Source organism: Mesonia oceanica (assembly GCF_902499555.1).
Classification (GTDB): domain Bacteria; phylum Bacteroidota; class Bacteroidia; order Flavobacteriales; family Flavobacteriaceae; genus Mesonia; species Mesonia oceanica.
Map to the genome: position 1 here is coordinate 77,545 of NZ_CABVMM010000010.1, position 21,911 is coordinate 99,455.

The 21,911-nt window shown below is 33.2% G+C and carries 24 protein-coding genes; 18 read left to right on the forward strand and 6 right to left on the reverse strand.

Annotation, left to right across the window (positions count from 1 at the left end; all coding sequences use genetic code 11):
• Positions 1-8 precede the first annotated feature (8 nt).
• From FVB9532_RS19525 to FVB9532_RS12955, 4 genes are all read left to right on the forward strand, one after another.
• Positions 9-1,958 (forward strand): lipase family alpha/beta hydrolase, encoded by a 1,950-nt coding sequence (locus FVB9532_RS19525; RefSeq protein ID WP_194716550.1) that lies wholly within the window; start codon positions 9-11, stop codon positions 1,956-1,958.
• Positions 1,853-2,389, forward strand: a complete 537-nt coding sequence (locus tag FVB9532_RS12945) for a hypothetical protein (protein ID WP_150545603.1) — start codon at positions 1,853-1,855, stop codon at positions 2,387-2,389. The genes FVB9532_RS19525 and FVB9532_RS12945 overlap by 106 nt, the downstream gene beginning before the upstream one ends.
• 14 nt (positions 2,390-2,403) lie before the next feature.
• On the forward strand, positions 2,404-3,096 hold the full coding sequence (locus FVB9532_RS12950; protein ID WP_150545604.1) for a T9SS type A sorting domain-containing protein: 693 nt from the start codon (positions 2,404-2,406) through the stop codon (positions 3,094-3,096).
• Between the two features lie 114 nt (positions 3,097-3,210).
• A complete protein-coding gene (locus FVB9532_RS12955; RefSeq protein ID WP_150545605.1) occupies positions 3,211-4,143 on the forward strand; it encodes a peptidylprolyl isomerase in 933 nt (310 codons plus the stop codon).
• A 91-nt stretch (positions 4,144-4,234) separates the two neighbouring features.
• Here FVB9532_RS12955 and FVB9532_RS12960 read toward each other — a convergent pair whose 3' ends face one another.
• On the reverse strand, positions 4,235-4,873 hold the full coding sequence (locus FVB9532_RS12960; RefSeq protein WP_150545606.1) for a peroxiredoxin: 639 nt from the start codon (positions 4,871-4,873) through the stop codon (positions 4,235-4,237).
• Positions 4,874-4,976: 103 nt separating this feature from the next.
• On the reverse strand, positions 4,977-5,540 hold the full coding sequence (locus tag FVB9532_RS12965) for a thioredoxin family protein (protein WP_150545607.1): 564 nt from the start codon (positions 5,538-5,540) through the stop codon (positions 4,977-4,979).
• An 87-nt stretch (positions 5,541-5,627) separates the two neighbouring features.
• Here FVB9532_RS12965 and FVB9532_RS12970 point away from each other — a divergent pair, with 87 nt between their 5' ends.
• Entirely contained in the window at positions 5,628-5,969 is a 342-nt protein-coding gene (locus tag FVB9532_RS12970) for a tRNA-binding protein (RefSeq protein WP_150545608.1), read from the forward strand.
• Positions 5,970-6,015: 46 nt separating this feature from the next.
• Here FVB9532_RS12970 and FVB9532_RS12975 read toward each other — a convergent pair whose 3' ends face one another.
• Complete coding sequence (locus FVB9532_RS12975) at positions 6,016-6,384, reverse strand: PUR family DNA/RNA-binding protein (RefSeq protein WP_150545609.1); 369 nt, start codon at positions 6,382-6,384, stop codon at positions 6,016-6,018.
• A 76-nt stretch (positions 6,385-6,460) separates the two neighbouring features.
• On the reverse strand, positions 6,461-8,221 hold the full coding sequence (locus FVB9532_RS12980) for an ABC transporter ATP-binding protein (protein ID WP_150545610.1): 1,761 nt from the start codon (positions 8,219-8,221) through the stop codon (positions 6,461-6,463).
• 130 nt (positions 8,222-8,351) lie between these two features.
• Here FVB9532_RS12980 and FVB9532_RS12985 point away from each other — a divergent pair, with 130 nt between their 5' ends.
• The 6 genes from FVB9532_RS12985 to FVB9532_RS13010 all read left to right on the forward strand — a co-directional run bounded on the left by FVB9532_RS12985 (position 8,352) and on the right by FVB9532_RS13010 (position 13,505).
• Complete coding sequence (locus tag FVB9532_RS12985) at positions 8,352-9,443, forward strand: Glu/Leu/Phe/Val family dehydrogenase (protein WP_150545611.1); 1,092 nt, start codon at positions 8,352-8,354, stop codon at positions 9,441-9,443.
• A 94-nt stretch (positions 9,444-9,537) separates the two neighbouring features.
• Positions 9,538-10,479: a transcription antitermination factor NusB gene (gene nusB, locus FVB9532_RS12990; RefSeq protein WP_150545612.1), complete on the forward strand. Its 942-nt coding sequence runs from the start codon at positions 9,538-9,540 to the stop codon at positions 10,477-10,479.
• A gap of 61 nt (positions 10,480-10,540) precedes the next feature.
• Positions 10,541-11,011: a DUF1573 domain-containing protein gene (locus FVB9532_RS12995; protein ID WP_150545613.1), complete on the forward strand. Its 471-nt coding sequence runs from the start codon at positions 10,541-10,543 to the stop codon at positions 11,009-11,011.
• Positions 11,012-11,033: 22 nt separating this feature from the next.
• Positions 11,034-11,333, forward strand: coding sequence for a preprotein translocase subunit YajC (yajC, locus tag FVB9532_RS13000; protein WP_150545614.1), 300 nt, complete (start codon positions 11,034-11,036; stop codon positions 11,331-11,333).
• An 88-nt stretch (positions 11,334-11,421) separates the two neighbouring features.
• The gene (locus FVB9532_RS13005) at positions 11,422-12,450 is read left to right on the forward strand and encodes a hypothetical protein (protein WP_150545615.1); all 1,029 of its coding nucleotides are present in this window, start codon (positions 11,422-11,424) and stop codon (positions 12,448-12,450) included.
• Between the two features lie 2 nt (positions 12,451-12,452).
• A complete protein-coding gene (locus tag FVB9532_RS13010; protein WP_150545616.1) occupies positions 12,453-13,505 on the forward strand; it encodes a hypothetical protein in 1,053 nt (350 codons plus the stop codon).
• Positions 13,506-13,508: 3 nt separating this feature from the next.
• On the opposite strand, the gene FVB9532_RS13015 is transcribed toward FVB9532_RS13010, so the two are convergent.
• The gene (locus FVB9532_RS13015; RefSeq protein WP_150545617.1) at positions 13,509-14,099 is read right to left on the reverse strand and encodes a YdeI/OmpD-associated family protein; all 591 of its coding nucleotides are present in this window, start codon (positions 14,097-14,099) and stop codon (positions 13,509-13,511) included.
• A gap of 99 nt (positions 14,100-14,198) precedes the next feature.
• On the opposite strand from FVB9532_RS13015, the gene FVB9532_RS13020 reads away from it, so the two are divergent.
• Together FVB9532_RS13020 and FVB9532_RS13025 are read left to right on the forward strand one after the other, a co-directional pair.
• Complete coding sequence (locus tag FVB9532_RS13020) at positions 14,199-14,690, forward strand: MarR family winged helix-turn-helix transcriptional regulator (RefSeq protein ID WP_150545618.1); 492 nt, start codon at positions 14,199-14,201, stop codon at positions 14,688-14,690.
• Between the two features lie 12 nt (positions 14,691-14,702).
• Complete coding sequence (locus FVB9532_RS13025; RefSeq protein WP_194716551.1) at positions 14,703-14,987, forward strand: CBU_0592 family membrane protein; 285 nt, start codon at positions 14,703-14,705, stop codon at positions 14,985-14,987.
• 114 nt (positions 14,988-15,101) lie between these two features.
• Here the strand turns inward: FVB9532_RS13025 and pepT are convergent, their stop codons facing one another.
• Positions 15,102-16,343 (reverse strand): peptidase T, encoded by a 1,242-nt coding sequence (gene pepT, locus FVB9532_RS13030; RefSeq protein ID WP_150545619.1) that lies wholly within the window; start codon positions 16,341-16,343, stop codon positions 15,102-15,104.
• Positions 16,344-16,453: 110 nt separating this feature from the next.
• Between pepT and FVB9532_RS13035 the strand changes: the two genes are divergently transcribed.
• From FVB9532_RS13035 to FVB9532_RS13055, 5 genes are all read left to right on the forward strand, one after another.
• Positions 16,454-17,473 (forward strand): quinone-dependent dihydroorotate dehydrogenase, encoded by a 1,020-nt coding sequence (locus tag FVB9532_RS13035; protein ID WP_150545620.1) that lies wholly within the window; start codon positions 16,454-16,456, stop codon positions 17,471-17,473.
• 113 nt (positions 17,474-17,586) lie between these two features.
• Positions 17,587-18,204: a LysE family translocator gene (locus FVB9532_RS13040; protein ID WP_150545621.1), complete on the forward strand. Its 618-nt coding sequence runs from the start codon at positions 17,587-17,589 to the stop codon at positions 18,202-18,204.
• 37 nt (positions 18,205-18,241) lie between these two features.
• On the forward strand, positions 18,242-18,961 hold the full coding sequence (locus FVB9532_RS13045) for a hypothetical protein (RefSeq protein ID WP_150545622.1): 720 nt from the start codon (positions 18,242-18,244) through the stop codon (positions 18,959-18,961).
• A gap of 98 nt (positions 18,962-19,059) precedes the next feature.
• Positions 19,060-19,923 carry a hydroxymethylglutaryl-CoA lyase gene (locus tag FVB9532_RS13050; protein ID WP_150545623.1) on the forward strand — a complete coding sequence of 288 codons (864 nt, stop codon included), beginning with the start codon at positions 19,060-19,062 and terminating at the stop codon, positions 19,921-19,923.
• A gap of 63 nt (positions 19,924-19,986) precedes the next feature.
• Positions 19,987-21,837: a tetratricopeptide repeat-containing sensor histidine kinase gene (locus FVB9532_RS13055; protein WP_150545624.1), complete on the forward strand. Its 1,851-nt coding sequence runs from the start codon at positions 19,987-19,989 to the stop codon at positions 21,835-21,837.
• The last annotated feature ends 74 nt before the right edge of the window (positions 21,838-21,911 follow it).

Genomic DNA, 21,911 nt, shown 5'->3' on the forward strand with positions numbered 1-21,911 from the left:
CTACGATGATGAAAAAAACATTACTTGTAAGCTTGCTGCTATTTTGCAGTATGCTGTATGCTCAAAAAGACGATAACCGGGAAATCAATACCGAATTTGCCGAGAAAATCAACCATATTTTTGAGCCTTTGGAGAAAAACCGGGTCCCTCACGGTTTATTGCTGGACTATGCTTTTGAGTTTACTGACTTGGCGGCCTATAATGGTAAGGTCACCGATACTAATGCCGTACATTTAGGGATTTACAAAGAAATATACAATACTTTGTTGATGGCTCAGGTAAAACGTGATAAAGAATATATGTATAATCCCGAAGAATTTAAAAGCCGGTGGAACAATTTACGTCAACTACATAATCAGACAGTTACTTTTACCCCTCATATCGTGTTAAGCGGTTTGTATTATAAGTATGCGAAAATAGCTGCTACTGCACTCGCTAAAGAAAAAATAAGGATAGAAAATGACCAAATACACGATGTATATCGTAACGGGATTTGGCAAAACCCCTACGAGGTTAAACCGACTTTTGCCATGAGTGCCCCGGTGATGAAGGTACAAGGCTTAACCGCCAATATTAGTTTGCCGGAAAACTTATTTTATACCAATCAAAAAAGTACGGTACAAAGCATTAGTGCTAATTTTGATGATGGCAAGGGGTACCAAAACATAAGTTATGATACTCCCATTCAGGTAAAATACGACCAAGAGGGGATGTACACATGGCGGTTTAGGTTACGTCTTACCAATGGGGAAGTATTGGAAGCCCATACCAAAATGATTTTTAAAGCCAATCACACAATGGAAGAGCAGCAAGATGAATATGATACCGAACAAATTGCTGCCACTAAAAGTTATTTAGGCGTGACCGGTACGGCCAGCTTACAGATTATAGATCGGCATGGGGACGGGCTCCAAAATCCCTTGATCATAGCGGAAGGTTTTGATCCTGCTATTCTCGAACCGGAAAGTATATATGGGATTAATAATATGTTTCAATTATTAGAAAATATTAATTTATATGCAGGAGATTTACCTAACACCCTAGACCTTTACGATATTATTTATGTCAACTGGGACGATAGTTTTGCGCCCATTCAGCGTAATGCTTATGTACTGGAAGAAGTGATTAACTATGTAAACCAAGAAAAAACCGGCAATAACCAAAATGTGGTTTTGGGCCAAAGTATGGGGGGGCTGGCAGCTCGTTATGCGCTTAAAGATATGGAGAACGACCCCAATCAAGATCACGATACATCGTTATATGTCAGTCACGATGCCCCACACCAAGGGGCTAATATACCTTTGGGCTTTCAATATTTAGATAGGCATGTGTATAAACAATTTGTAAAATCTCCATTGCTGGAAAATCTTATAGTAGGTATCGCAGATGGTGCTGCCATACTCTACGATGTACAAACCATGTTTGATGCTTATTCTGCCAAGCAAATGCTTAAAAATTATGTGAATAATAATTACCAAGTTGATAACCAGGTGCATGAAGCATGGCAAAATGAATTGAATCAAATGGGCTACCCCCAACAAACCAGAAATATAGCACTTAGTAATGGTAATAATTGTGCCTCTCCCCAACCCTTTAACCCCGGTGATCAATTGTTTAAGGTGAAAGGTAGTGTACGTAGTGGCTGGCTTTCAGATTTATTACTGACTGTTTATCCGCTTGCTAACACAATTTTATGGACCAGTACGGCAACAATTACTTATGAACCCGGATTTTTACTAGGAATTTTACCGGGAAGCAATAAAATTAAAGCAGATTTTTGGGCAAGAGCACTCCCTCAAAGTGGTAGTGAACAGATTTATAGGGGCTTTATGTCCTATACAAAAAAAGTAGTTTGGCTATTCCTATTACTGTACATATTACCAATGAAAACTTTAATTCTCCCTCCAATACACTTCCTTTTGACTATTATACGGGAGGTAAATATAATACCCCGGTAAGTATCGATAATGATAGTTATCAAAGTGCTCTTGTTCAATATAGTATAGAAGGGAATATGCAAGAGTCTTTTTCTTTTGTACCTACTACAAGTGCTTTAGATCTAGGAGAAGGTGATGTCACGTTAACAGATAATGATTATCTAACTATTTATGCGGCAACGGCACCTCCCGCAGCTCCTAAAAATATACCTTTTGTTAATTTTGCGACCTCCTACAATGATTCTTACATTAACGAAGTACATATTTCTTTTAATACCCGTAATGGAAATTGGTTGGCAGATGAGTTGGAAAATGATCCTAAATTTTTTGATTGTTCCCTTTTCTGTGATATTGACCCTAGTATTGAAGGTAATTCTACTATATGTGATACAAATACATACCAGCTTTCCGATAATGCAATGGATCAATATTCACTAGTTGGTCTGTTATAGAGGGAGGTGATTTGGTGAGTTCTCAAACCCATAATCAAAGCATTAGTCTTACTGCTATTGGCGAAGAAACAGGCTATGTAACTCTTCAAGCCAGAATGGGTAGTGAGTTTTGTAGAAGCGTGATGGTAAAGACTAAAAAACTTTTTGTGGGAAGTCCAAAAGTTGGGGTTCAACGCTTAACTTCAGAAGAATACTGTGATATTAAATATCATTATCTCGTGTTTAAAGCAAATTCAACCTCAAACTTCGTAAGTTATCAATGGCTATATCCTATTAACTTTCCGAGTATACAGGCATATGAGGAAGGAAATATATTAAGGTTAGGTATTCCTAAAAATGATTATGATAATTTTGCGGTAAGTGTACAAGTAGAGAACGACTGCGGAAACGATTTTGGGTCTTGGTCGGGAGCTATAACCCAATGTAATTCATCGAAAACCAGTCGGATGGCAACTGAAGATGTATCGGTTACTCCTAATCCAAAAAATATGGGAGAAAGTATATCTGTAGATTTACTGAATAACATAAATAATATTATAATTGAAAAGATAGAAGTTTATGATTTAACCGGGCAAACAAGGTTTTCCCAAAATTATAGTGAAGGTTCTATTAATATAAATGCACTTAATTTATCACAGGGGAATTATATTTTAAATATTTTTACCTCTGATAACGAAGTGTATCAAAAATTAATAATTATAGAGTAATTTTTATATTATTATATAAAAACCGAGCATTCATATGTTCGGTTTTTTGTTTTTATATCTCATTAGGAAGATGGCTAATGAAGTTTTATCTTTGTCTTTTCAAAAAATAGACAAATGGAAAACGGATTATACGCAAAATTCAATACTTCAAAAGGAGAAATTTTAGTTAAGTTACATCACGATAAAACGCCGGGAACAGTAGGTAACTTTGTGGCTCTAGCGGAAGGTAACCAGCCCAATGACGCTAAAAAAGAAGGAGAAGCTTATTACGATGGATTATCGTTTCACAGAGTAATCCCAGATTTTATGATTCAAGGTGGCGATCCTGATGGAACCGGAGCCGGTGGACCGGGCTATCAATTTGATGATGAAATTCATCCTGAGTTAAAACACAATAAACCGGGAATTCTTTCCATGGCCAATGCAGGACCTGGTACGAATGGGAGTCAGTTTTTTATTACCCACGTAGAAACTCCTTGGTTAGATGGTAAACATACCGTATTTGGTGAAGTTGTGGAAGGTCAGGAAATCGTAGATCAAGTAGCACAAGGTGATAAAATAGAAAGCCTAAGCATAGAAAGAGTAGGAGAAGATGCTGAAAACTTTGATGCAGCCAAAGCTTTTGAAAAATTTAATGCTGAAAAAGCTAAACGCGAAGCGGAAACCAAAAAAAGAGAAGAAGAAGCTTTAGCTCAACTAACCGAAGGTTTTACTAAAACCGATAGTGGTTTGTTTTATAAAATCACTAAAAAAGGAGAAGGAAAGCAAGCGGAAAAAGGAAAACCTGTAAAAGTTCATTACCGCGGAAAATTAACGGATGGAACTGTATTTGATTCTTCTTTTAAAAGAAATCAACCTATAGAATTTCCTGTTGGTGTAGGTCATGTGATTGCAGGTTGGGACGAAGGTATTTTATTACTTTCTGAAGGCGATCAAGCAAGTTTCGTTATTCCATCACATTTAGGTTATGGAGCACAAGGAGCAGGTGGCGTAATTCCTCCTAATGCTACTTTGGTTTTTGACGTAGAATTAGTGGAAGCTAAATAGTAATCGAGTTATTTATATAGAAAAACCTCAAAGTATTCACTTTGAGGTTTTTGCTTTTTAAAAGAATGACGCTGATTAAATTTGTTGCAAATTAATCTTCCGGTTGGGAAGTCATTCTTAAATAAGGCTTTACTTCTTTAAAACCTTTAGGGAATAATTTTTCAGCTTCTTCATTAGAAACCGACGGGCTTATCACCACATCTTCTCCCTTTTTCCAATTGGCTGGAGTAGCCACCTTTTTATAGGCTGTTAATTGTAAAGAATCAATCACTCGAAGGATTTCTTCAAAATTTCTTCCTGTACTTGGCGGGTAGGTGATTGTTAATTTTACTTTCTTATCAGGGCTGATGATAAATACAGACCTTACGGTTGCTTTGTTGTCTTCATTAGGATGAATCATACCGTAAAGGCTGGAAACATTTTTATCTTCATCAGCAATAATTGGGTAATTCAACTTTACGTTTTGGGTTTCTTCAATATCTTTTACCCAACCTTTGTGCGATTCTAAATCGTCTACACTTAGTGCAATTACTTTAGTATTTCGCTTATCAAATTCTGATTGATAGTTTGCTACAGTTCCTAATTCTGTAGTACAAACCGGTGTATAATCTGAAGGGTGAGAAAAAAGCACTCCCCAACTATCTCCTAAATAATCATAAAAATTTAATTTTCCTTTGGTGGTTTCCGCATCAAAATTTGGGGCGGTATCGCCTAATCTTAACTCGCTCATAATAGTTCAATTTTTTTATTATTCTATAAAATTAAAGAATATAACGTGGCTATTTCCAAATGAAGTATTGTTTTGAGTTACTTTAGCATAAGATTAACTGATGCTAATTTTCGGGCTTCCATTTAATGCCACATCCCAAGCTTGGCTTTTGTATTTCGGCTACTTTTCGGTTATTTAGAATAGCATCTAAAGCTTCCCGAATGCTCCTTCCGGTAACAGGGATTCCGTTTTGAGGTCGGGAGTCATCCAGTTGTCCGTGATAGACCAATTTTAAGTCAGCATCAAAAACATAGAAGTCCGGAGTGCAAGCGGCTTGATAAGCTTTGGCTACTTCTTGGGTTTCGTCATATAGATACGGGAAAGTGAAGTTATGTTTTCTTGCATTTTCGTGCATGAGTTTAGGGTGATCGTCCGGGTAATTTTCAACATCGTTGCTAGAAATAGCTACAAAACCAAAACCTAATACACGGTAATCGTTGGCCAGTCTTACAATTTCTTCATTCACATGTTTTACAAACGGACAATGATTACAAATAAACATCACCACGGTTCCTTTTTCACCTCTTACATTGTAAAGGTTCACTAAGTTATTGGTGACGGTATCCCGAAGTTCAAACTCAGGTGCTTTTGTTCCTAAATCTATATCTATAGAATATGTTCTTGCCATTATTATTTTAAATTTGAACAACAAATTACTAAAAATTGAAGAATTACTGAAGTTGTTTCAGTTGAAATTTAATCTAATAAAGAAAGCATGGAGGATAATAAATTAACTTGGCAAGATTTTGCTAAAGTAGATATGCGTGTAGGGACTATCATTGAAGTGAGCGATTTTCCGGAAGCAAGAAAACCGGCGTATCAATTAAAAATTGAGTTTGGGGAGGAAATAGGAGTCAGAAAAACTTCTGCACAAATCACGAAACGTTATACCAAAGAAGAATTACTGGGAAAACAAACTATCGCTGTAGTTAACTTTCCTAAAAAGCAAATTGCTAATTTTATGAGTGAATGTTTACTGTTGGGAGCTGTAAATAGTGATGAGGTCACTATTATTCAGCCGGGAGCGAATGTTCCGAACGGATTAAGAATAAGTTAGTATATAAAAAGCCGCTAAATAATTTTAGCGGCTTTTGAGTAATATTTTAGATGTCGTCGAAACTTACATTGGTAAATTTTTCAGCAGGTTTTTCTTCATCATCACTGTCATACTCTTTCTTAAAGTCTTTTTGATGGCGCTCGCTAATTACTTCTTCTCCCTTTTCATCAACAATAAAAGAAGTTACTTCCTCTAACATATCAGCAAAACCTTCAAAATCTTCTTTGTAAAGATAAATTTTGTGTTTTTTGTAGTAAAAAGATCCATCTTCATTGGTGAATTTTTTACTTTCTGTAATAGTCAGGTAGTAATCATTAGCTTTAGTTGCTCTAACATCAAAGAAATACGTGCGTCTTCCCGCTCTTAATACTTTAGAATATATTTCTTCTTTCTGCATCGTTCCGTTATCGCTCATAATCGAAAATTAATTGGTTTAATTTTTAATAGATGCTGTCAAAAATCTTAAAAAAATTAACATCTACCAAGAAAAATTAATTTTCTTTTTCACTTAGCTGTTTTAAATATAAATCTTTGTAATAGCCTTCTTGCTTTACTAGCTGATTATGAGAGCCTTGCTGAACAATTTCTCCTTCTTCTAAAACAATGATTTTATCTGCATTTTTTGCTGAAGAAATCCGGTGGCTAACAATAATAGTGGTTTTTTGAGAAGAAATTTTGTGGAGATTGCTCAAAATTTCTTCTTCTGTCTCCGTATCTACAGCTGAAAGGCAATCGTCAAAAAGTAAGATTTGTGGATCCTGAATAATAGCTCTTGCAATGGAAACCCGTTGTTTTTGTCCGCCAGAAAGCGTGATTCCACGTTCTCCCAATACGGTATCATAGCCTTTACTAAACCCAATGATGTTTTTATGTACCGCAGCATTTTTAGCAGCTGCGATGACTTCTTCATCAGAAGCATCATTTTTTCCAAATCGAATATTATTTTTAATGGAGTCACTAAACAGAAATGCATCTTGCGGTACGTAACCTATCGAATTTCTTAAGTTTTTTAAATTGAATTGATCAATTGGTTTTCCATCAATTAAAAGTTCACCACCGCTTTGTACATCGTATAATCTTCCTATTAGTTCTAAAATAGTCGATTTTCCTGCTCCTGTTTTTCCTATAATCGCAAGGGTTTCTCCAGAATTAATTTCAAAAGAAACATTTTTTAAAGCCGTAATATTGGTGTCGTCGTAAGTGAAGGTTACGTTTTTAAATTCTACCTTTCCTTTTACTGGAGTGGTTTCTGCAGTTTTGTTTTTAATTTCGGGTTTTTGCTTTAAAAATTCGTTAATTCGTTTCTGGGAGGCTTCGGCACGTTGTACCATATCTGCAATCCAACCCACGCTAGCGACCGGCCAAGTGAGCATATTTACATAGAGTAAAAATTCAACGATTACCCCAAAATTTGCAATTTCTCCATTAATTACCCGCTGTCCGCCAATATAAATTACTAGAATGTTACTTCCGCCAATTAATAAAGCCATTAACGGAAAGAAGAAAGCTTGTACTTTTACCAAGTCTATATTTTTTTCCCTGCTGGTATTCGATAATTCTACAAAACCGCTATTGGTTTTACTTTCCAAAACATAGGATTTAATGACAGAAATACCACTAAAACTTTCTTGGGTGAAGGTGCTTAATTTCGATAAATATTCTTGTACAATCGTACTACGTTCGTTTATTGCTCGACTTAATTTATAAATAGCGAATGATAATATGGGAAATGGAGCAATGGTGTAGAGGGTGAGTAATGGTGCTTTACTGATCATGTAGGCAAGAACCACAAAAAACATAGTGACGGTGGCTACACTGTTCATTAAAGCGGGGCCAAAATACATGCGTACCCGCGAAACATCTTCACTAATACGGTTCATTAAATCTCCCGTTCTGTTTTTCTTGTAAAAATTAAGAGAAAGGTTTTGGTATTGCTGGTAAATTTCATTTTTAAGATCGTACTCAATATGGCGGGAAACCACAATAAAAGTTTGCCGCATTAAAAAAGTAAATAAGCCTGAAAGCAAAGCAGCACCTAAAATGTAAATGATATTAATAAACAACTCAGACTTTACTTGAGAAACTTCTGTAATTTCCCCATTTACATAGCGTTCAATAACATTGGTAGAATCCCCTATAAATTGGGGCACATATACGGCAAATAATCTGGCAGCTACTGTAATAATGAAGCCCAAAAACATTTGCCACTTATATTTTTTGAAAAATTTATTTAGGTATTTTAATTCTTTCATAAAAATTGAAAAGCTTCAAAAATTATTAAATATTCATTTTAACGCTTAAAAAAGACTTTGAAATTAAAAAATTAATTATTTTTGAGCTTAATTTTATTAATTTAATAATTCAACTTAATTAATACAGCTTATGAATGCTGAAATTTTAAAAGCAAATGAATTAAAAAAAGTCGCTCCGGTTTTCGGGCAACTTTCTTTTGATAACCACGAACAAGTGGTTTTTTGTAACGACAAAGATACGGGTTTAAAAGCAATAATTGGGATTCATAATACAAATTTAGGTCCTGCATTAGGAGGTACACGTATGTGGAATTATGCAAGTGAATATGATGCTTTAAACGATGTACTTAGACTTTCTCGAGGGATGAGTTTTAAAAGTGCCATTACCGGCTTAAATCTTGGTGGCGGTAAAGCTGTGATTATTGGTGATGCAAAAACTCAAAAATCTCCTGAGTTAATGCGGAGATTTGGAGAGTTTGTACATTCGTTAAGCGGAAAATATATTACAGCAGAAGATGTAGGGATGGAGACAGAAGATATGGACACTGTAAGAGAAGTGACTCCTTACGTAGCTGGAATTTCTGAAGAAAAAGGAGGTTCTGGAAATCCTTCTCCCATTACAGCTTATGGAGTGTTTATGGGAATGAAAGCTGCAGCTAAGTATAAGTTTGGTAATGATAACTTGGTAGGGAAGAAAGTATTGGTTCAAGGTATTGGTCATGTAGGAGAAACCTTAGTGAAGTATATAACTGAAGAAGGAGGACAAGTGCTAATTTCAGATATTAACCAAGAAAGGTTAGCAGAAGTAAGCGCTAAGTATGGAGCTGAAATTTTTGAAGGTGATAATTTATATGGGGTAGAAGTAGATATTTATGCACCTTGTGCTTTAGGAGCTACCTTAAACAATCAAACCATTCAGCAATTAAAAGCAAAGGTAATTGCCGGTGCGGCAAATAATCAATTAGAAGACGAACTCATTCACGGAGAATTACTTCAGAAAAAAGGAATCGTTTACGCTCCCGACTTCTTGATTAATGCCGGCGGAATTATTAATGTTTATGCAGAATTGGTAAAGTATGATAAATCGGAGATTATGCGAAAAACCGAAAATATTTATAATACTACCTTAGAAATTTTAGCAAAAGCAGAACTTGATAATATGACTACTCATCAAGCAGCATTGCAGATTGCTAAGAACAGAATTTTAGCAGCTAAAAAATAAATTTCTAATAAGATTTAAAACCATAAATAAAATTCTATTTTTGCAGGGCGAAATTTTTCGCCCTTTTTTAATTTTAAAATGTTCTTTAAAAGCTATGTTAACAAGAAGACATATTCGAGTAAAAGTAATGCAATCGGTGTATGCATTTAATCAGTCTAATAATGACAGCCTTCAAGTAGAACAAAAATTTCTTCAGAAAAGTATGGAAGAAATGTACGATTTGTTTTTATTGAACTTGTCTTTACTTGTTGAAATTAAAAATAGAGCGGCAACTTTTATTGAAAAGTCACAGCAAAAATACCTTGCCACCGCTGAAGATAAAAACCCTAACCTTAAGTTTGTTCAAAATGAATTAATTCAGAAAATAGAGCAAACTGAACAATTCAATACCTTATTAGAAGATAGAAAACTCAATCACTGGAAGAGGGATGATGAGTATGTGGGCATTCTTTGGACAGCGTTAAAAGAAAGCGAACTGTATACAGAGTATTTAAAGACCCGTACTTCTACTTTTAAAGAAGACAAAGATTTTGTGATTGCTATGTTTAAAGAAATCGTAGCTCCAAATGAAAAGCTGTATGAATATTTAGAAGATAAAAAACTTACGTGGTTGGATGATCTTCCTATTGTAAATACTTCTTTGGTGAAATTACTGAAAAAAGTAAAAGAAACCGATGAGCAAATCAAAATCCCTAAATTATTTAAAAACTTAGATGATAAAGAATTTGCTAAAGATCTTTTTAATAAAACCGTTCTTCATCAAGAAAAGTATGAAGAAGATATAGAAGGGAAAACCCCCAATTGGGATAAAGACCGTATTGCAGAAATAGATGCTGTTTTGCTAAAAATGGCTATTTGCGAGTTTTTAAAGTTTTCTTCTATTCCGGTAAAAGTAACCATTAATGAATATTTAGAGATTGCCAAAGAATACAGTACTCCAAAAAGCAGTATATTTATTAATGGAATCTTAGATAAGTTATCGAAAGAGTACCAAGAGAGTAAAAAACTAAATAAAATCGGGCGTGGTTTGATGTAATAAATGATTTTTATTACTTTTAGCGTTCAAAAATCAATTTTTAAACTTAAAAAATAGAACAATGAAAAAAGTAGTTTTGATGTTAGCTGCAGTAGCAACTGTAGGATTTACTTCTTGTAAGGAAGAAAAAGCTTCTGATAAGGTAAAAGAAGAAAAAGTTGAAGAAGTAGCAGAAAGAGATGCCAATGCAGAAGGAACTCCAGAAATGAAGTTTGAAGAAGAAATGTATGACTTTGGTACAATAAACGAAGGAGATGTAGTAGAGCATACTTTTAAATTTACCAATACAGGAGATTCTCCTTTAGTTATTTCTAACGCAAAAGGTAGCTGTGGTTGTACTGTACCATCTTGGCCAAAAGAGCCAGTTGCTGCAGGAGAAACAGGAGAAATGACCGTTAAGTTCAACTCTCGTAACAAGCCTAACAACCAAATGAAAACGGTTAGAATTACAACTAACACAGAATCTGGACAAGAAATGATTAAGATTAAAGCCTTTGTAACTCCAAAAGATGGAGGAGAAGCAAAAAGCTAAGAATCAATACTTAAATTAATTTATGGAAATTATACAAAGCCTTTGGCCTTTTTTAGCAATTTTTGGAGTCATGTACTTCTTTATGATTCGTCCGCAAATGAAGCGGCAAAAACAAGAGAAGAATTTTGCTCAAGAATTAAAAAGAGGAGATAAAGTAGTTACAAAAAGTGGAATGCACGGAAAAATTGTAGATTTTAGTGAAAAACTAAATGCGGTAATTATTGAAACCGGAGCCGGTAAAATCACTTTCGATAAGTCTTCCATCTCTATGGAACTTAGCGCTGCTTTAAACAAACCAAAGGACGAAAAAGAAAAGAAATAATTAGATTGTTTCTAATTTAATAAAAAAGCTTCCTATATCAGGAAGCTTTTTTATATTTAAGAGTTATTTTTATTGGAGTCAATTTTTTATGGAAAAATGTAAATTTAGTTTCTATTACTTATCATTACTTCTTCTCTTATTCGCTTGTGATAATGATGATGATAATTTTTCAAAAAGTGGAAGTGAAGAATTAATACTAGATGGATATTTAATTGTAAATGGCAATTCTTATAGTTCTAGTCTAGATATAATTAGTGATGACCTTCAAAATATTGAAAGTTCAATCTTTCTAGCTGAAAACAATAGTGAATTACCAAGTATTTCCAATATAATATTTAAAGAAGACTTAGCCTATTTCTTCTTTAATAATAGTAATAACATATATATTCTATATAAAAGTAATTTACGTGTAAAGGAAATTTTTAAAATACAGCAAAATATTCTGGGATCTCATATAGATGAAAACAATGACCTTTACCTTACTACAAATAATGAATTGTTAATATATAATAATGTAGATTTATTTAATCAGTTTCCAGAAACTTATCCTCTTCAAGAAAATTATAAAAAGATCATAGATATAGGTGAAAATCTATTTTTGTATAATAATGGAGGGATTAGTTCCTCTATCTCTGTATTTAACAAAACAAAAAAAGAGATTACTGATGAATTTGAGTTTGAAAATGCAACCAATTTTACACGAGAAGGAAACTTCTTATATTTTTTGTCAGGAAATTATATTACTGAATTTAGTTTGGTAACAAAAAGTATAACTAAACAAATAAGTATACTTAATGATGAAAACTATAATAAAAGCTTTCAAGTATTAAAAAATAGAGTTTACTTATTTTCTGGTTTAAATTTATATGCTATACCTATTAGTGAGAATCAAATTGATGAAGAGGATATCTTGTTGCCATTTGAAAATAATGAACAAGGAAATCGGTTAGCACAGAATATGAAAATTTTAGATAATTATATTTTTCTTTCTTTTAATAATTTTTGGGATCCTTCAGATCAAAATCAACTTTATGTTTATAATTTGGAAGGAGAATTTCAAAAATCTTTTTTTACTAACGGTGGAATGAAGGAGCTTTATAAAATTGAAAATGATTAACCATGATGAAGTCAAAAATTATAATTTGTATTTTTTTAGTTACAACAATTTGTTTTTTCTCTTGCAGTGATGATGATTCTGAATATAATAATCAAAATGATTCAGAGGCTGGTGTTTTTTTTCTTGTCAATAGTGGTTCTACTCAACGTCTTCATTTTTTGAATACTTCTCAAAAGGAAATGAAATATTCAATTTATGCTAATGTGAATCAAGAATTATTAGGAAACGCAATACATATTCCTAATTCAGATTATGTGATTGATTTGGTTAAGCATGGAGATAATCTTTTTGCTTATACTTCAAAAGATTCGGTTAAAATTATAAATGCAACGACTTTATTAAAAGAAAATTCTTTTAAGATAGAAGTGGAGGATGAGCTTGAAAGTCCAAATATGCTTTTATATGTAGATGATGAGAGTTATTATTTAACCAATTATGAAAATATGGCTATTTATGATAAGGATACCCATGTGCAACAAAAGTCAATTTCTCTATCTGTTTATAATTTAGAGGCAGGTTCTCTAGACCAAATTTTTGTTTTATCTAATAACGTTTATACTTGGAATAAAGAAGAGAGTAGGTTAAATGCAATAAATCCTAATTTAACAAGTGGAAGTTTAAATATTTTTCAGTTGGAGAATATAAGATATGTGACTAATAATAATCAAAAAATTTATGCTTTAACTGCAGATCAAAAATTGCTTATAATTGATCCTGTTACTAATGAAATAGAAGAAGAAATAGCTTTTGATGGAAATGAGGAGTTAGATTATTATTTTTGTGTAGATGAAAATAAGATTTATGTCCTCTCTGAGCAAGGTGGATTATTTAGACATACATTAGGTGAAAATGGATTTGAAATTTTAATAGATAATATTTCAAATTTAAAAGAAGATGAAGAACAAAGGCCACAAAATTTTTTTATAAAGGATGGTATATTTTACTATTATGAATTTGGTAATATTGGAGAATTATGGAGTTATAATATAGAAGAAGCATCTTTGGCCTCATATTACATTAATAATTATCGTCCTATAAAAACAGTTTTTAAATAGTTCTTACTTTCTATACTTATCATTTAATCCAATACCGTTTTTAATCATCGGAATGCATTTTTCTAATCGAGATATTCGGGTTTCTTCTCGTTTTGCGTTAGCTATATGTTCTGTGAATTCCCGTTGTTTTCCTTTCGTAAATTTGTTAAAAGCAGTTTGTAGCTCTATGTCGTTTTGAAAAGCCTCTTTTAATTCTGAAGGAATTGTAAGTGGTTTATTCTTTTTAGTTTCAATTTTTTTTCCAGCTTTTTGTAATAGAATAGCTTCTTCTACATATTTTTTTAAGCTTGAAATAGGAGGTTTTTCATTTTCTGTCAACCTTATTTGTCGTAAAGCTTTAGTTTTTTCTTCTTGGGCGTTCACGAGCAATTCAGTATTCTGTTGAAGTAAAGCTCCGTTAAAAAACCATAAAGCATAGTGATTTTTAAATGCACCCAAGCCAACTACATTTTTATTTTCTAAAACATAGATGGGCGCTCCCCATTTAATGGTTTCTTCTAATTCGGTTGAAAGAAGCATTGTACGAAGTTGTTGTAATTCTCCTTTCCATTTCAGGTGTTTTTCTAAGTATTCTTCGAATGATTTTACAGGCATAACTTCAACTTTCAAAACTAAATATAAGTTAAAAATAATTTTATTAGGTAACGGGTTACGTAATTTTTTTATATTTGCGTAACGGGTTACTTAAAAATTATGGAAGAGGATTTTTTAATTGAAATGGATTATGCTGGGCTAACAGCAAGACTTAAGCGCTTAAGTGATGCCTTTGTCTATAGCACCAAAGAATTTTATAAATCTATTGATTTGGATATTGAACCTAATTGGCATATGATTTTTTTAATTCTTCAGAAAAATGAGAGAATGACCGTAATGGAAATTGCTGAAGCTTTAAGATTATCGCATCCAGCCATTGTAAAGCTTATTAATAAAATGAAAAAACATGGATATATTAAATCTGAAATAGACGCTAGCGACGCAAGAAAATATCAGTTGAGGTTATCTGAAAAAGCACTTGAAAAATTACCTCAATTAGAAAAATATTGGGCTGCAGGAAATGAGTCTGTAGCAGAAATCATGAATCATAACCGAGAAATTTTAAAACAACTTGAAATGTTAGAAGAGAATATTACCAAAGAAGATTTTAAACAACGTACAGAAAGAATTTTAAAAACAAATAAACCCTAAACCGGTTGGCTTATGAAATTAGTGTTGGATATATTAGGATGGGTAGGCTCATTTTTTGTAGTCATCTCTTATGCACTTAGTCAAGTAAAACATAAAGACTATAGCACACTTTGTAGGTATTTAAATTTATGTGGAGGAATATTGGTAGCCTTTAATTGCTTTTATTATAGTGCTATTCCTTCTTTTGTGACCAATGTTATTTGGACGTTTATTGCTATTATTTCGATATCCGGGAATAAAGGTTTATGGAAGCGTAATAACCGTTTTAGATCTAGACGTAAACCTGGCTTTAAATAAAATTCATATACTTTCTTAGGTCTCAAGGAATGTTTGAAATACAAAAGGCTGGCAGAAAATTTAAACTTTTCTTGCCAGCCTTTCGTGTTTGCTATAAATGAAATACGCTACATCTTAAGCATATTTTTTAGCTGTAAGTTCAGCGATTTTCACAATCACTTCAGTGGCTTTGATCATACTTTCTACGGGAACATACTCATAGCGTCCGTGAAAATTATGTCCACCGGCAAAAATATTTGGGCAAGGTAAACCCATAAACGAAAGTTGAGAACCATCGGTTCCTCCACGAATTGGTTTGATGATAGGTTCAATATCGACAGCTTTCATCGCCTCTTCAGCAATATCAACAATGTGCATCACCGGTTCTACCTTTTCTCGCATGTTGAAGTATTGATCTTTAATTTCGATAGAAATTACTTCTTTTTGATGTTGACTGTTAATTTCTGCTGCCAAATCAAGCATCACTTTTTTACGAGCCTCAAAATGTTCTTTATCGTGATCACGAATAATATAGTGCATTTTGGTTTCTTCTACTTTTCCATTAATTTGGGTAAGGTGAAAAAATCCTTGTCGGTCTTCGGTATGCTCTGGTGTTTCAAGTCTTGGTAATGAGTTTATAAAATCTTGCGCAATGTACATACTGTTCACCATTTTCCCTTTGGCATAACCGGGATGTACAATTTTTCCTTTTACGGTAACATCAGCACCGGCTGCATTAAAGTTTTCGTATTCCAGTTCACCAATTTGACTACCATCCATTGTATAAGCCCATTCTGCTCCAAATTTCTTAACATCAAATTTATGTGCGCCACGACCAATTTCTTCATCTGGGGTGAATCCTACTTTTATGGGGCCGTGTTTAATTTCAGGATGCTGAATTAAATATTCTACCGCGCTCATAATTTCGGTGATTCCCGCTTTATCATCTGCGCCTAAAAGTGTGTTTCCATCAGTGGTAATTAAAGTTTGTCCTTTATATTGAAGCAAGTCTTCAAAATAATCTGGAGAAAGAACAATGTCTTCCGCTTCGTTTAGCACGATGTCTTTTCCATCATAATTTTCTACGATTTGCGGCTTGATGTTAGCTCCGGTAAAATCTGGTGACGTATCGAAATGTGAAACAAAACCAATCGCGGGAACTTCGTGGTCAACATTAGAAGGTAAAGTAGCCATCACATAAGCATTTTCGTCAATGCTCACGTCGCTCATTCCCATTTCTTTTAACTCTTCGGCTAATTTTTTAGCGAGATCCCATTGTTTTTCTGTACTTGGAGTGCTATCGCTTGTAGGGTCACTTTCGGTATCGATAGTGATATACGAGGTAAAGCGATTGATGATATGTTGTTTTTTAATCATTACAAATGTTTTTTTCAAAAATACGTATTCAGAAAGTGGGAAACAAAGACTTTCACATTCGGCTTTGCCTTTTTTATTTTTGGCGTATTTTTGTGCAAACCAAATCCAATATGTACAAACAACTCATAAGGCCTTTCCTGTTTAAGTTTGATCCTGAAAAAATTCATTATTTCACTTTTTCTTTTCTTCGGAAAGTATTTAAAATCCCTGGAATGTCGGGTTTTTTGAAATCGAAATATGCGGTAGAAGATAAAAGGTTAGAGCGTGAAGTATTTGGCTTAAAATTTAAAAACCCCGTAGGCTTAGCGGCAGGTTTCGATAAAGATGCGAAGTTGTACAAAGAACTCTCAGGTCTTGGTTTTGGTTTTGTAGAAATAGGTACTTTAACCCCAAAACCGCAACACGGAAATCCTAAAAAACGTTTATTTAGATTAAAGGAAGACCAAGCTATTATTAACCGAATGGGGTTTAATAATGAAGGAGTAGTTGCTGCGGTTGAACGCCTAAAGAAAAATAACGGGGAAGTTTTAATTGGTGGGAATATTGGGAAAAATAAAGTTACCCCTAATGAAAAAGCAGTAGAAGATTACCAAATTTGTTTTGAGGCACTTTTTCCTTATGTAGATTATTTTGTGGTAAATGTAAGTTCTCCTAATACCCCAAATTTACGAGCACTTCAAGATAAAGAGCCACTAACTAATTTGCTAAACACGCTTAAGCAATTAAATATAGAAAAACCCCAACCAAAACCTATTCTTTTAAAAATTGCTCCTGATTTAACCGATAGTCAATTGTTGGATATTATTGAGATTGTTCAAACGACAAAGATTGAGGGAGTTATTGCTACGAATACAACCATTTCTCGTGATGGTTTGCAGTCAGAAAACAAAGAAGAAACCGGAGGGTTGAGTGGAAAGCCTTTAACTGCTCGTTCTACGGAGGTGATTCAGTTTTTAGCGGAAAAAAGTAATCGTTCATTTCCGATTATTGGAGTAGGAGGTATTCATTCAGCAAAAGATGCTCTAGATAAGTTAGAAGCCGGAGCAAGTTTAGTACAATTGTATACGGGATTTATTTACGAAGGGCCGCAATTAATTAAAGATATTAATCAGGCAATTTTAGGAAAATAATTCAAAATTTCGTCATGCTAAACTTGATGCAGCATCACCTCCTAAATATTCCATTTTCTTGAGACCTTGAAATAAGTTCAAGGTGCCGACCTGATAAAGTTTCAATACTAGTTATGAACATCGAAATCCTTGTATCATTCATTTTTGCCGTATTTGCATTAGCTTTATCACCCGGACCCGATAATATTTTTGTATTGGTACAAAGTATTCGGTTTGGGAGAAAATATGCACTTGCTGTAGTTGCAGGATTAATGACGGGGTGTTTGGTTCATACCTCTTTAGTTGCGTTTGGATTTTCCTTATTGATAGCTAAGAATGAAATTTTGTTCATGTTGCTTAAAATTTTTGGTGCAGGTTATTTACTGTATTTGGCTTATCAAGTGTATAAATCTTCAGAAACGATTAATTTTTCTGCAGAAAAAGTAGCGGCTAAACCTTTGTCTAAATTATACCGCCAAGGTTTTATGATGAATGTTTTAAACCCTAAGGTTTCTTTATTTTTCTTAGCCTTATTCCCTGGGTTTTTATTTTCTGAAACCCTAAATGAAACGTTACAGTTTTTTGTGTTGGGTGGACTTTTTATTCTGGTTTCTTTTATGGTGTTTGGCAGTATTGCTTTTTTATCAGGTTCATTAAAAAGCTTTTTAGAAAAACACCCTCGTTCCGGAATGTTTTTAAAGTGGTTGCAAATCATTGTATTTATAGGGATTGCAATTTTTATTCTATTTTAGTTGAATGGTCACTTTCAACTTTAAGTTTAAATTTTTTTTGATTGCCGTAGTTGCATTTATGCTATTTACTGTTATTGGGACGTTATCTCACGAATTAGGACATATAGCGATGGCAGAGCTTTTAGGGAATGATGCTAAGCTTTTTTATGGGAGTATGACGAGTGCTCCTAAAGGTTATTGGGAAGATGAAGATGTTATTGCTTTTCAGAAATTTTTTGAAGATAACCGGGAGAGACTTGAAGCAAATCCAACTGAAGGTGAAAAATTACTGGAGCCTTATTTTAAACCTATTCAAGAGAAATATCCTGATAATCCTAAGCGATCCATTTGGATTACAATGGGAGGTCCGTTACAAACTATTTTTACAAGTGTTATGGGTTTGTTTATTCTGCATTTTAGGAAATCTAAATACCAATCAAAATTTCGATTTCTAGATTGGCTGGGGGTGTTTTTATCGCTTTTTATCTTGCGAGAAGTTTTTAATGCTTTTCACGGATTAATTACTGAACTTTTTAGTGAAATTCAATTTTATGCAGGTGATGAATTTAATATATCAAACTATTTTGGGTGGAACGTGTGGACTTTACCATTAATCATGATGATTATTGGAGTTGTCGTAAGTTTATATGTGATCTTCAATGTAATTCCTATTTCTTATCGATTCAGTTTTATTCTAGCAGGTTTGGTAGGTGGGTTATCAGGTTTTGCTATTTGGTTTGGTTATTTAGGTCCAATTTTACTTCCTATTGAAATATGAAAAGTTTACTTATTGAATGATTTATATTTTATTCGGTTAATACTAGTAAAATTTTACAAAATATTCATTTTTTAAGGCTGAAACTGTATATTTGAAATATGGATAACATCAAGCTTATTGAATGCCCCCGTGATGCTATGCAAGGCATTAAAACTTTTATTCCAACCGAGAAAAAAGTTCAATATATTCAGTCGTTATTACGTTGTGGTTTTGATACCATCGATTTTGGTAGTTTTGTTTCCCCCAAAGCTATTCCGCAGATGGTAGATACCAAAGAAGTTTTGGCGCAGCTCGATTTATCTTCTACAAAAAGTAAATTATTAGCTATTGTTGCCAATCTTCGTGGCGCGCAAGATGCGGTGGTTCATCCTGAAATTGATTATTTAGGATATCCGTTTTCGATTTCAGAAAACTTTCAGATGCGAAACACGCATAAAACCATTGAGCAGTCAGTAGATATTTTAAAAGAAATACTGGAGTTAGCGGTCAAGAATAATAAAGAAGTTGTGGCTTATCTTTCCATGGGATTCGGTAATCCTTATGGTGATCCTTGGAATGTAGAAATAGTAGGAGAGTGGACGGAGAAACTTTCTAACCTAGGCGTAAAAATTTTATCGCTTTCAGATACGGTGGGAACTTCTGATGCTAAAACGATTACCTATTTATTTTCTGATTTAATTCCGCAATATCCAGAAATAGAATTTGGCGCACACTTACATACAACACCAGATTCTTGGTACGAGAAAGTAAATGCAGCTTATCTTGCCGGTTGTACAAGGTTTGATGGAGCTATACAAGGTTTTGGTGGATGCCCCATGGCAAAAGATGAACTTACCGGAAATATGCCTACGGAAAAGGTGGTGTCTTACTTTACTTCTAAAAAAGCAGCTACAAATGTGAAAATGGGTAGTTTTGAATCTTCTTATAATGAAGCTTTGAAGATATTTAAAAATTATCATTAATTTTCTTTATCGGTTAAGTGCTTTTTATACTATTTTAGTTTTTCTAAATCATTCAATTTTTAGATGAAGTTTATTAGCACCCCTCTATTATTCTTTTTTCTTTTTTTGTTTACAGGTAGTATTTATGCGTCTCCACCTACTACTATTAACGACCACAAAACAGATTCTACCTATTATTACTTAGAACTAGCAAAGTTCAACGTAATTCAAGATATTGAACTCACATTATCTTACCTCAACAGAGCAGAAAAATTTTTGATTGAAAATCCCGATACTAAACTGGAAGGGATTTTAGATTTACATTACGGGGTAGCTTATTATATAAAAGGCAATTATGATAAATCATTGGCCTACTTTATTAACGCTGAAAATATTTTTACAAAAACCGAAGATAAGATTTATTTGAGTAAGGCTTATAATGGTATTGGCTTGATTCAGCAAGCTATAGATCGGCACGAAGAAGCTATTATCTATTTTCAAAAAGCGATAGATAGCTTACCTCTACACTCTTCTTTAATTGGTAATTATGATTTAAATATAGGCATTTCCTTAATTGAGCTTGGAAAGTATGATGAAGCTAAAACTTATGTTGATAACGCCTATGAATTAAAAAATAAGGATCAACATGATGAGACCTTGTATCAGATATTAAATAGAAAAGCTGAATTGCTTTATTTAAAGGGGAACTATAAAGAATCTAAGCTTACTTATGAAAACATTTTATCTAATTCTGAATTTTTAAGTAATTGGGAAAAGTCGTTTGCTAATGCGGGTTTGGCAGAAGTGTATTTAAGTTTGAATGAACTTGAGCTTGCTGAATATTATGCCCTCAAATCATTCAATTATGCGAAAGCTATTAATTCATTTTGGGATATTAATAGAAATGCCGGTATTCTTTCTAAGGTATATTCAAAATTAGGAAAAGAACAGGAACAAAAATATTACAAAAATATAAAGAAACAATATGAGGATTCACTTTACAATAGAACAAAGATTAGTGATGTTAACTTATTGCAGTTAAAGCAAAAGGAAAAGGAAAATTTAATTTTAACTCGACAAAAAGAAAAGTCTGAGAATAAATTATTCATCATATACATATTACTCATTTTATTATTAATTAAAACCATTTTAGCCCTTTTCTTTTTGGTTAAGCTTAGGAAATCTGATAAGGAAAAAACAACTTTAAATAAGCAATTATTAGAAAGTAATGAACAGCTTATAGCCATCAATAACGGAAACCATAAAATGTTCTCTATTTTATCGCACGATTTACGTTCTCCTGTTTCCTCTATGTTGCAATTAGTAGAATTACTTAAAGAGAATGCTTTCTCTGAAAAAGAGCAGCAAGAAGTTTTAGGTGAAATGCATTTACAATTAACTTCTACTTCGCTAATGCTTCAAAATTTATTGAAATGGGCCGGAGAACAGATGGAAAATACGAAGCTAAATTTAAAAGAAGTAAATCTAGTAGAGAAGGTTAAAGAGGTAATGGGGGTATATTATGTTATTGCCAAGAATAAAAAAATAAAAGTGAAACACGAACCTCCATTGGGGGATGATTTATGGGTAATAGCAGATGAAGCCCATCTAAATGTAATATTGCATAATATTATCTCTAATGCCATAAAATATACTCCGGAAAATAAAACAGTAAGACTTCATTATTCAAAAGAAAATGAGATTTGTTTTTATGTTTTTAATGAAGGTCAACCAATCTCAGAAAAAAAGATAAAAGAAATTGAAGACAAAAGCATTCGATTAGAATCTGAAAAAGGAACTTCCAATGAATATGGTACAGGATTAGGGCTATTACTAGTAAAGCAATATTTAAAGCCTAATAATGCTACACTTAGCATTCAACCTATTCAAGATAAAGGAACTCAATTTAAATTATGTTTCAAGAAAGCTAATTAAGCTTCTCGTATTTTAATTTTTTGAAAATAGGCTTGTGTAGAATGATTTTAAACAATAAGTTTGCAGAAAATTAT

Excerpts from the sequence above, each read along its gene's own strand:
- FVB9532_RS12985 (WP_150545611.1), top strand. The coding sequence starts at position 8,352 with ATGAATGCTGAAATTTTAAAAGCAAATGAATTAAAAAAAGTCGCTCCG.
- FVB9532_RS13015 (WP_150545617.1), bottom strand. The coding sequence starts at position 14,099 with ATGCCTGTAAAATCATTCGAAGAATACTTAGAAAAACACCTGAAATGG.
- pepT (WP_150545619.1), bottom strand. The coding sequence starts at position 16,343 with ATGATTAAAAAACAACATATCATCAATCGCTTTACCTCGTATATCACT.
- FVB9532_RS13040 (WP_150545621.1), top strand. The coding sequence starts at position 17,587 with ATGAACATCGAAATCCTTGTATCATTCATTTTTGCCGTATTTGCATTA.
- yajC (WP_150545614.1), top strand. The coding sequence starts at position 11,034 with ATGGAAATTATACAAAGCCTTTGGCCTTTTTTAGCAATTTTTGGAGTC.
- FVB9532_RS12970 (WP_150545608.1), top strand. The coding sequence starts at position 5,628 with ATGGAGGATAATAAATTAACTTGGCAAGATTTTGCTAAAGTAGATATG.
- FVB9532_RS12980 (WP_150545610.1), bottom strand. The coding sequence starts at position 8,221 with ATGAAAGAATTAAAATACCTAAATAAATTTTTCAAAAAATATAAGTGG.
- FVB9532_RS13050 (WP_150545623.1), top strand. The coding sequence starts at position 19,060 with ATGGATAACATCAAGCTTATTGAATGCCCCCGTGATGCTATGCAAGGC.
- FVB9532_RS12995 (WP_150545613.1), top strand. The coding sequence starts at position 10,541 with ATGAAAAAAGTAGTTTTGATGTTAGCTGCAGTAGCAACTGTAGGATTT.
- FVB9532_RS13035 (WP_150545620.1), top strand. The coding sequence starts at position 16,454 with ATGTACAAACAACTCATAAGGCCTTTCCTGTTTAAGTTTGATCCTGAA.
- FVB9532_RS13055 (WP_150545624.1), top strand. The coding sequence starts at position 19,987 with ATGAAGTTTATTAGCACCCCTCTATTATTCTTTTTTCTTTTTTTGTTT.
- FVB9532_RS12955 (WP_150545605.1), top strand. The coding sequence starts at position 3,211 with ATGGAAAACGGATTATACGCAAAATTCAATACTTCAAAAGGAGAAATT.
- nusB (WP_150545612.1), top strand. The coding sequence starts at position 9,538 with ATGTTAACAAGAAGACATATTCGAGTAAAAGTAATGCAATCGGTGTAT.
- FVB9532_RS12975 (WP_150545609.1), bottom strand. The coding sequence starts at position 6,384 with ATGAGCGATAACGGAACGATGCAGAAAGAAGAAATATATTCTAAAGTA.
- FVB9532_RS12965 (WP_150545607.1), bottom strand. The coding sequence starts at position 5,540 with ATGGCAAGAACATATTCTATAGATATAGATTTAGGAACAAAAGCACCT.
- FVB9532_RS19525 (WP_194716550.1), top strand. The coding sequence starts at position 9 with ATGAAAAAAACATTACTTGTAAGCTTGCTGCTATTTTGCAGTATGCTG.
- FVB9532_RS13025 (WP_194716551.1), top strand. The coding sequence starts at position 14,703 with ATGAAATTAGTGTTGGATATATTAGGATGGGTAGGCTCATTTTTTGTA.
- FVB9532_RS13005 (WP_150545615.1), top strand. The coding sequence starts at position 11,422 with ATGGAAAAATGTAAATTTAGTTTCTATTACTTATCATTACTTCTTCTC.
- FVB9532_RS13010 (WP_150545616.1), top strand. The coding sequence starts at position 12,453 with ATGATGAAGTCAAAAATTATAATTTGTATTTTTTTAGTTACAACAATT.
- FVB9532_RS13020 (WP_150545618.1), top strand. The coding sequence starts at position 14,199 with ATGGAAGAGGATTTTTTAATTGAAATGGATTATGCTGGGCTAACAGCA.
- FVB9532_RS12960 (WP_150545606.1), bottom strand. The coding sequence starts at position 4,873 with ATGAGCGAGTTAAGATTAGGCGATACCGCCCCAAATTTTGATGCGGAA.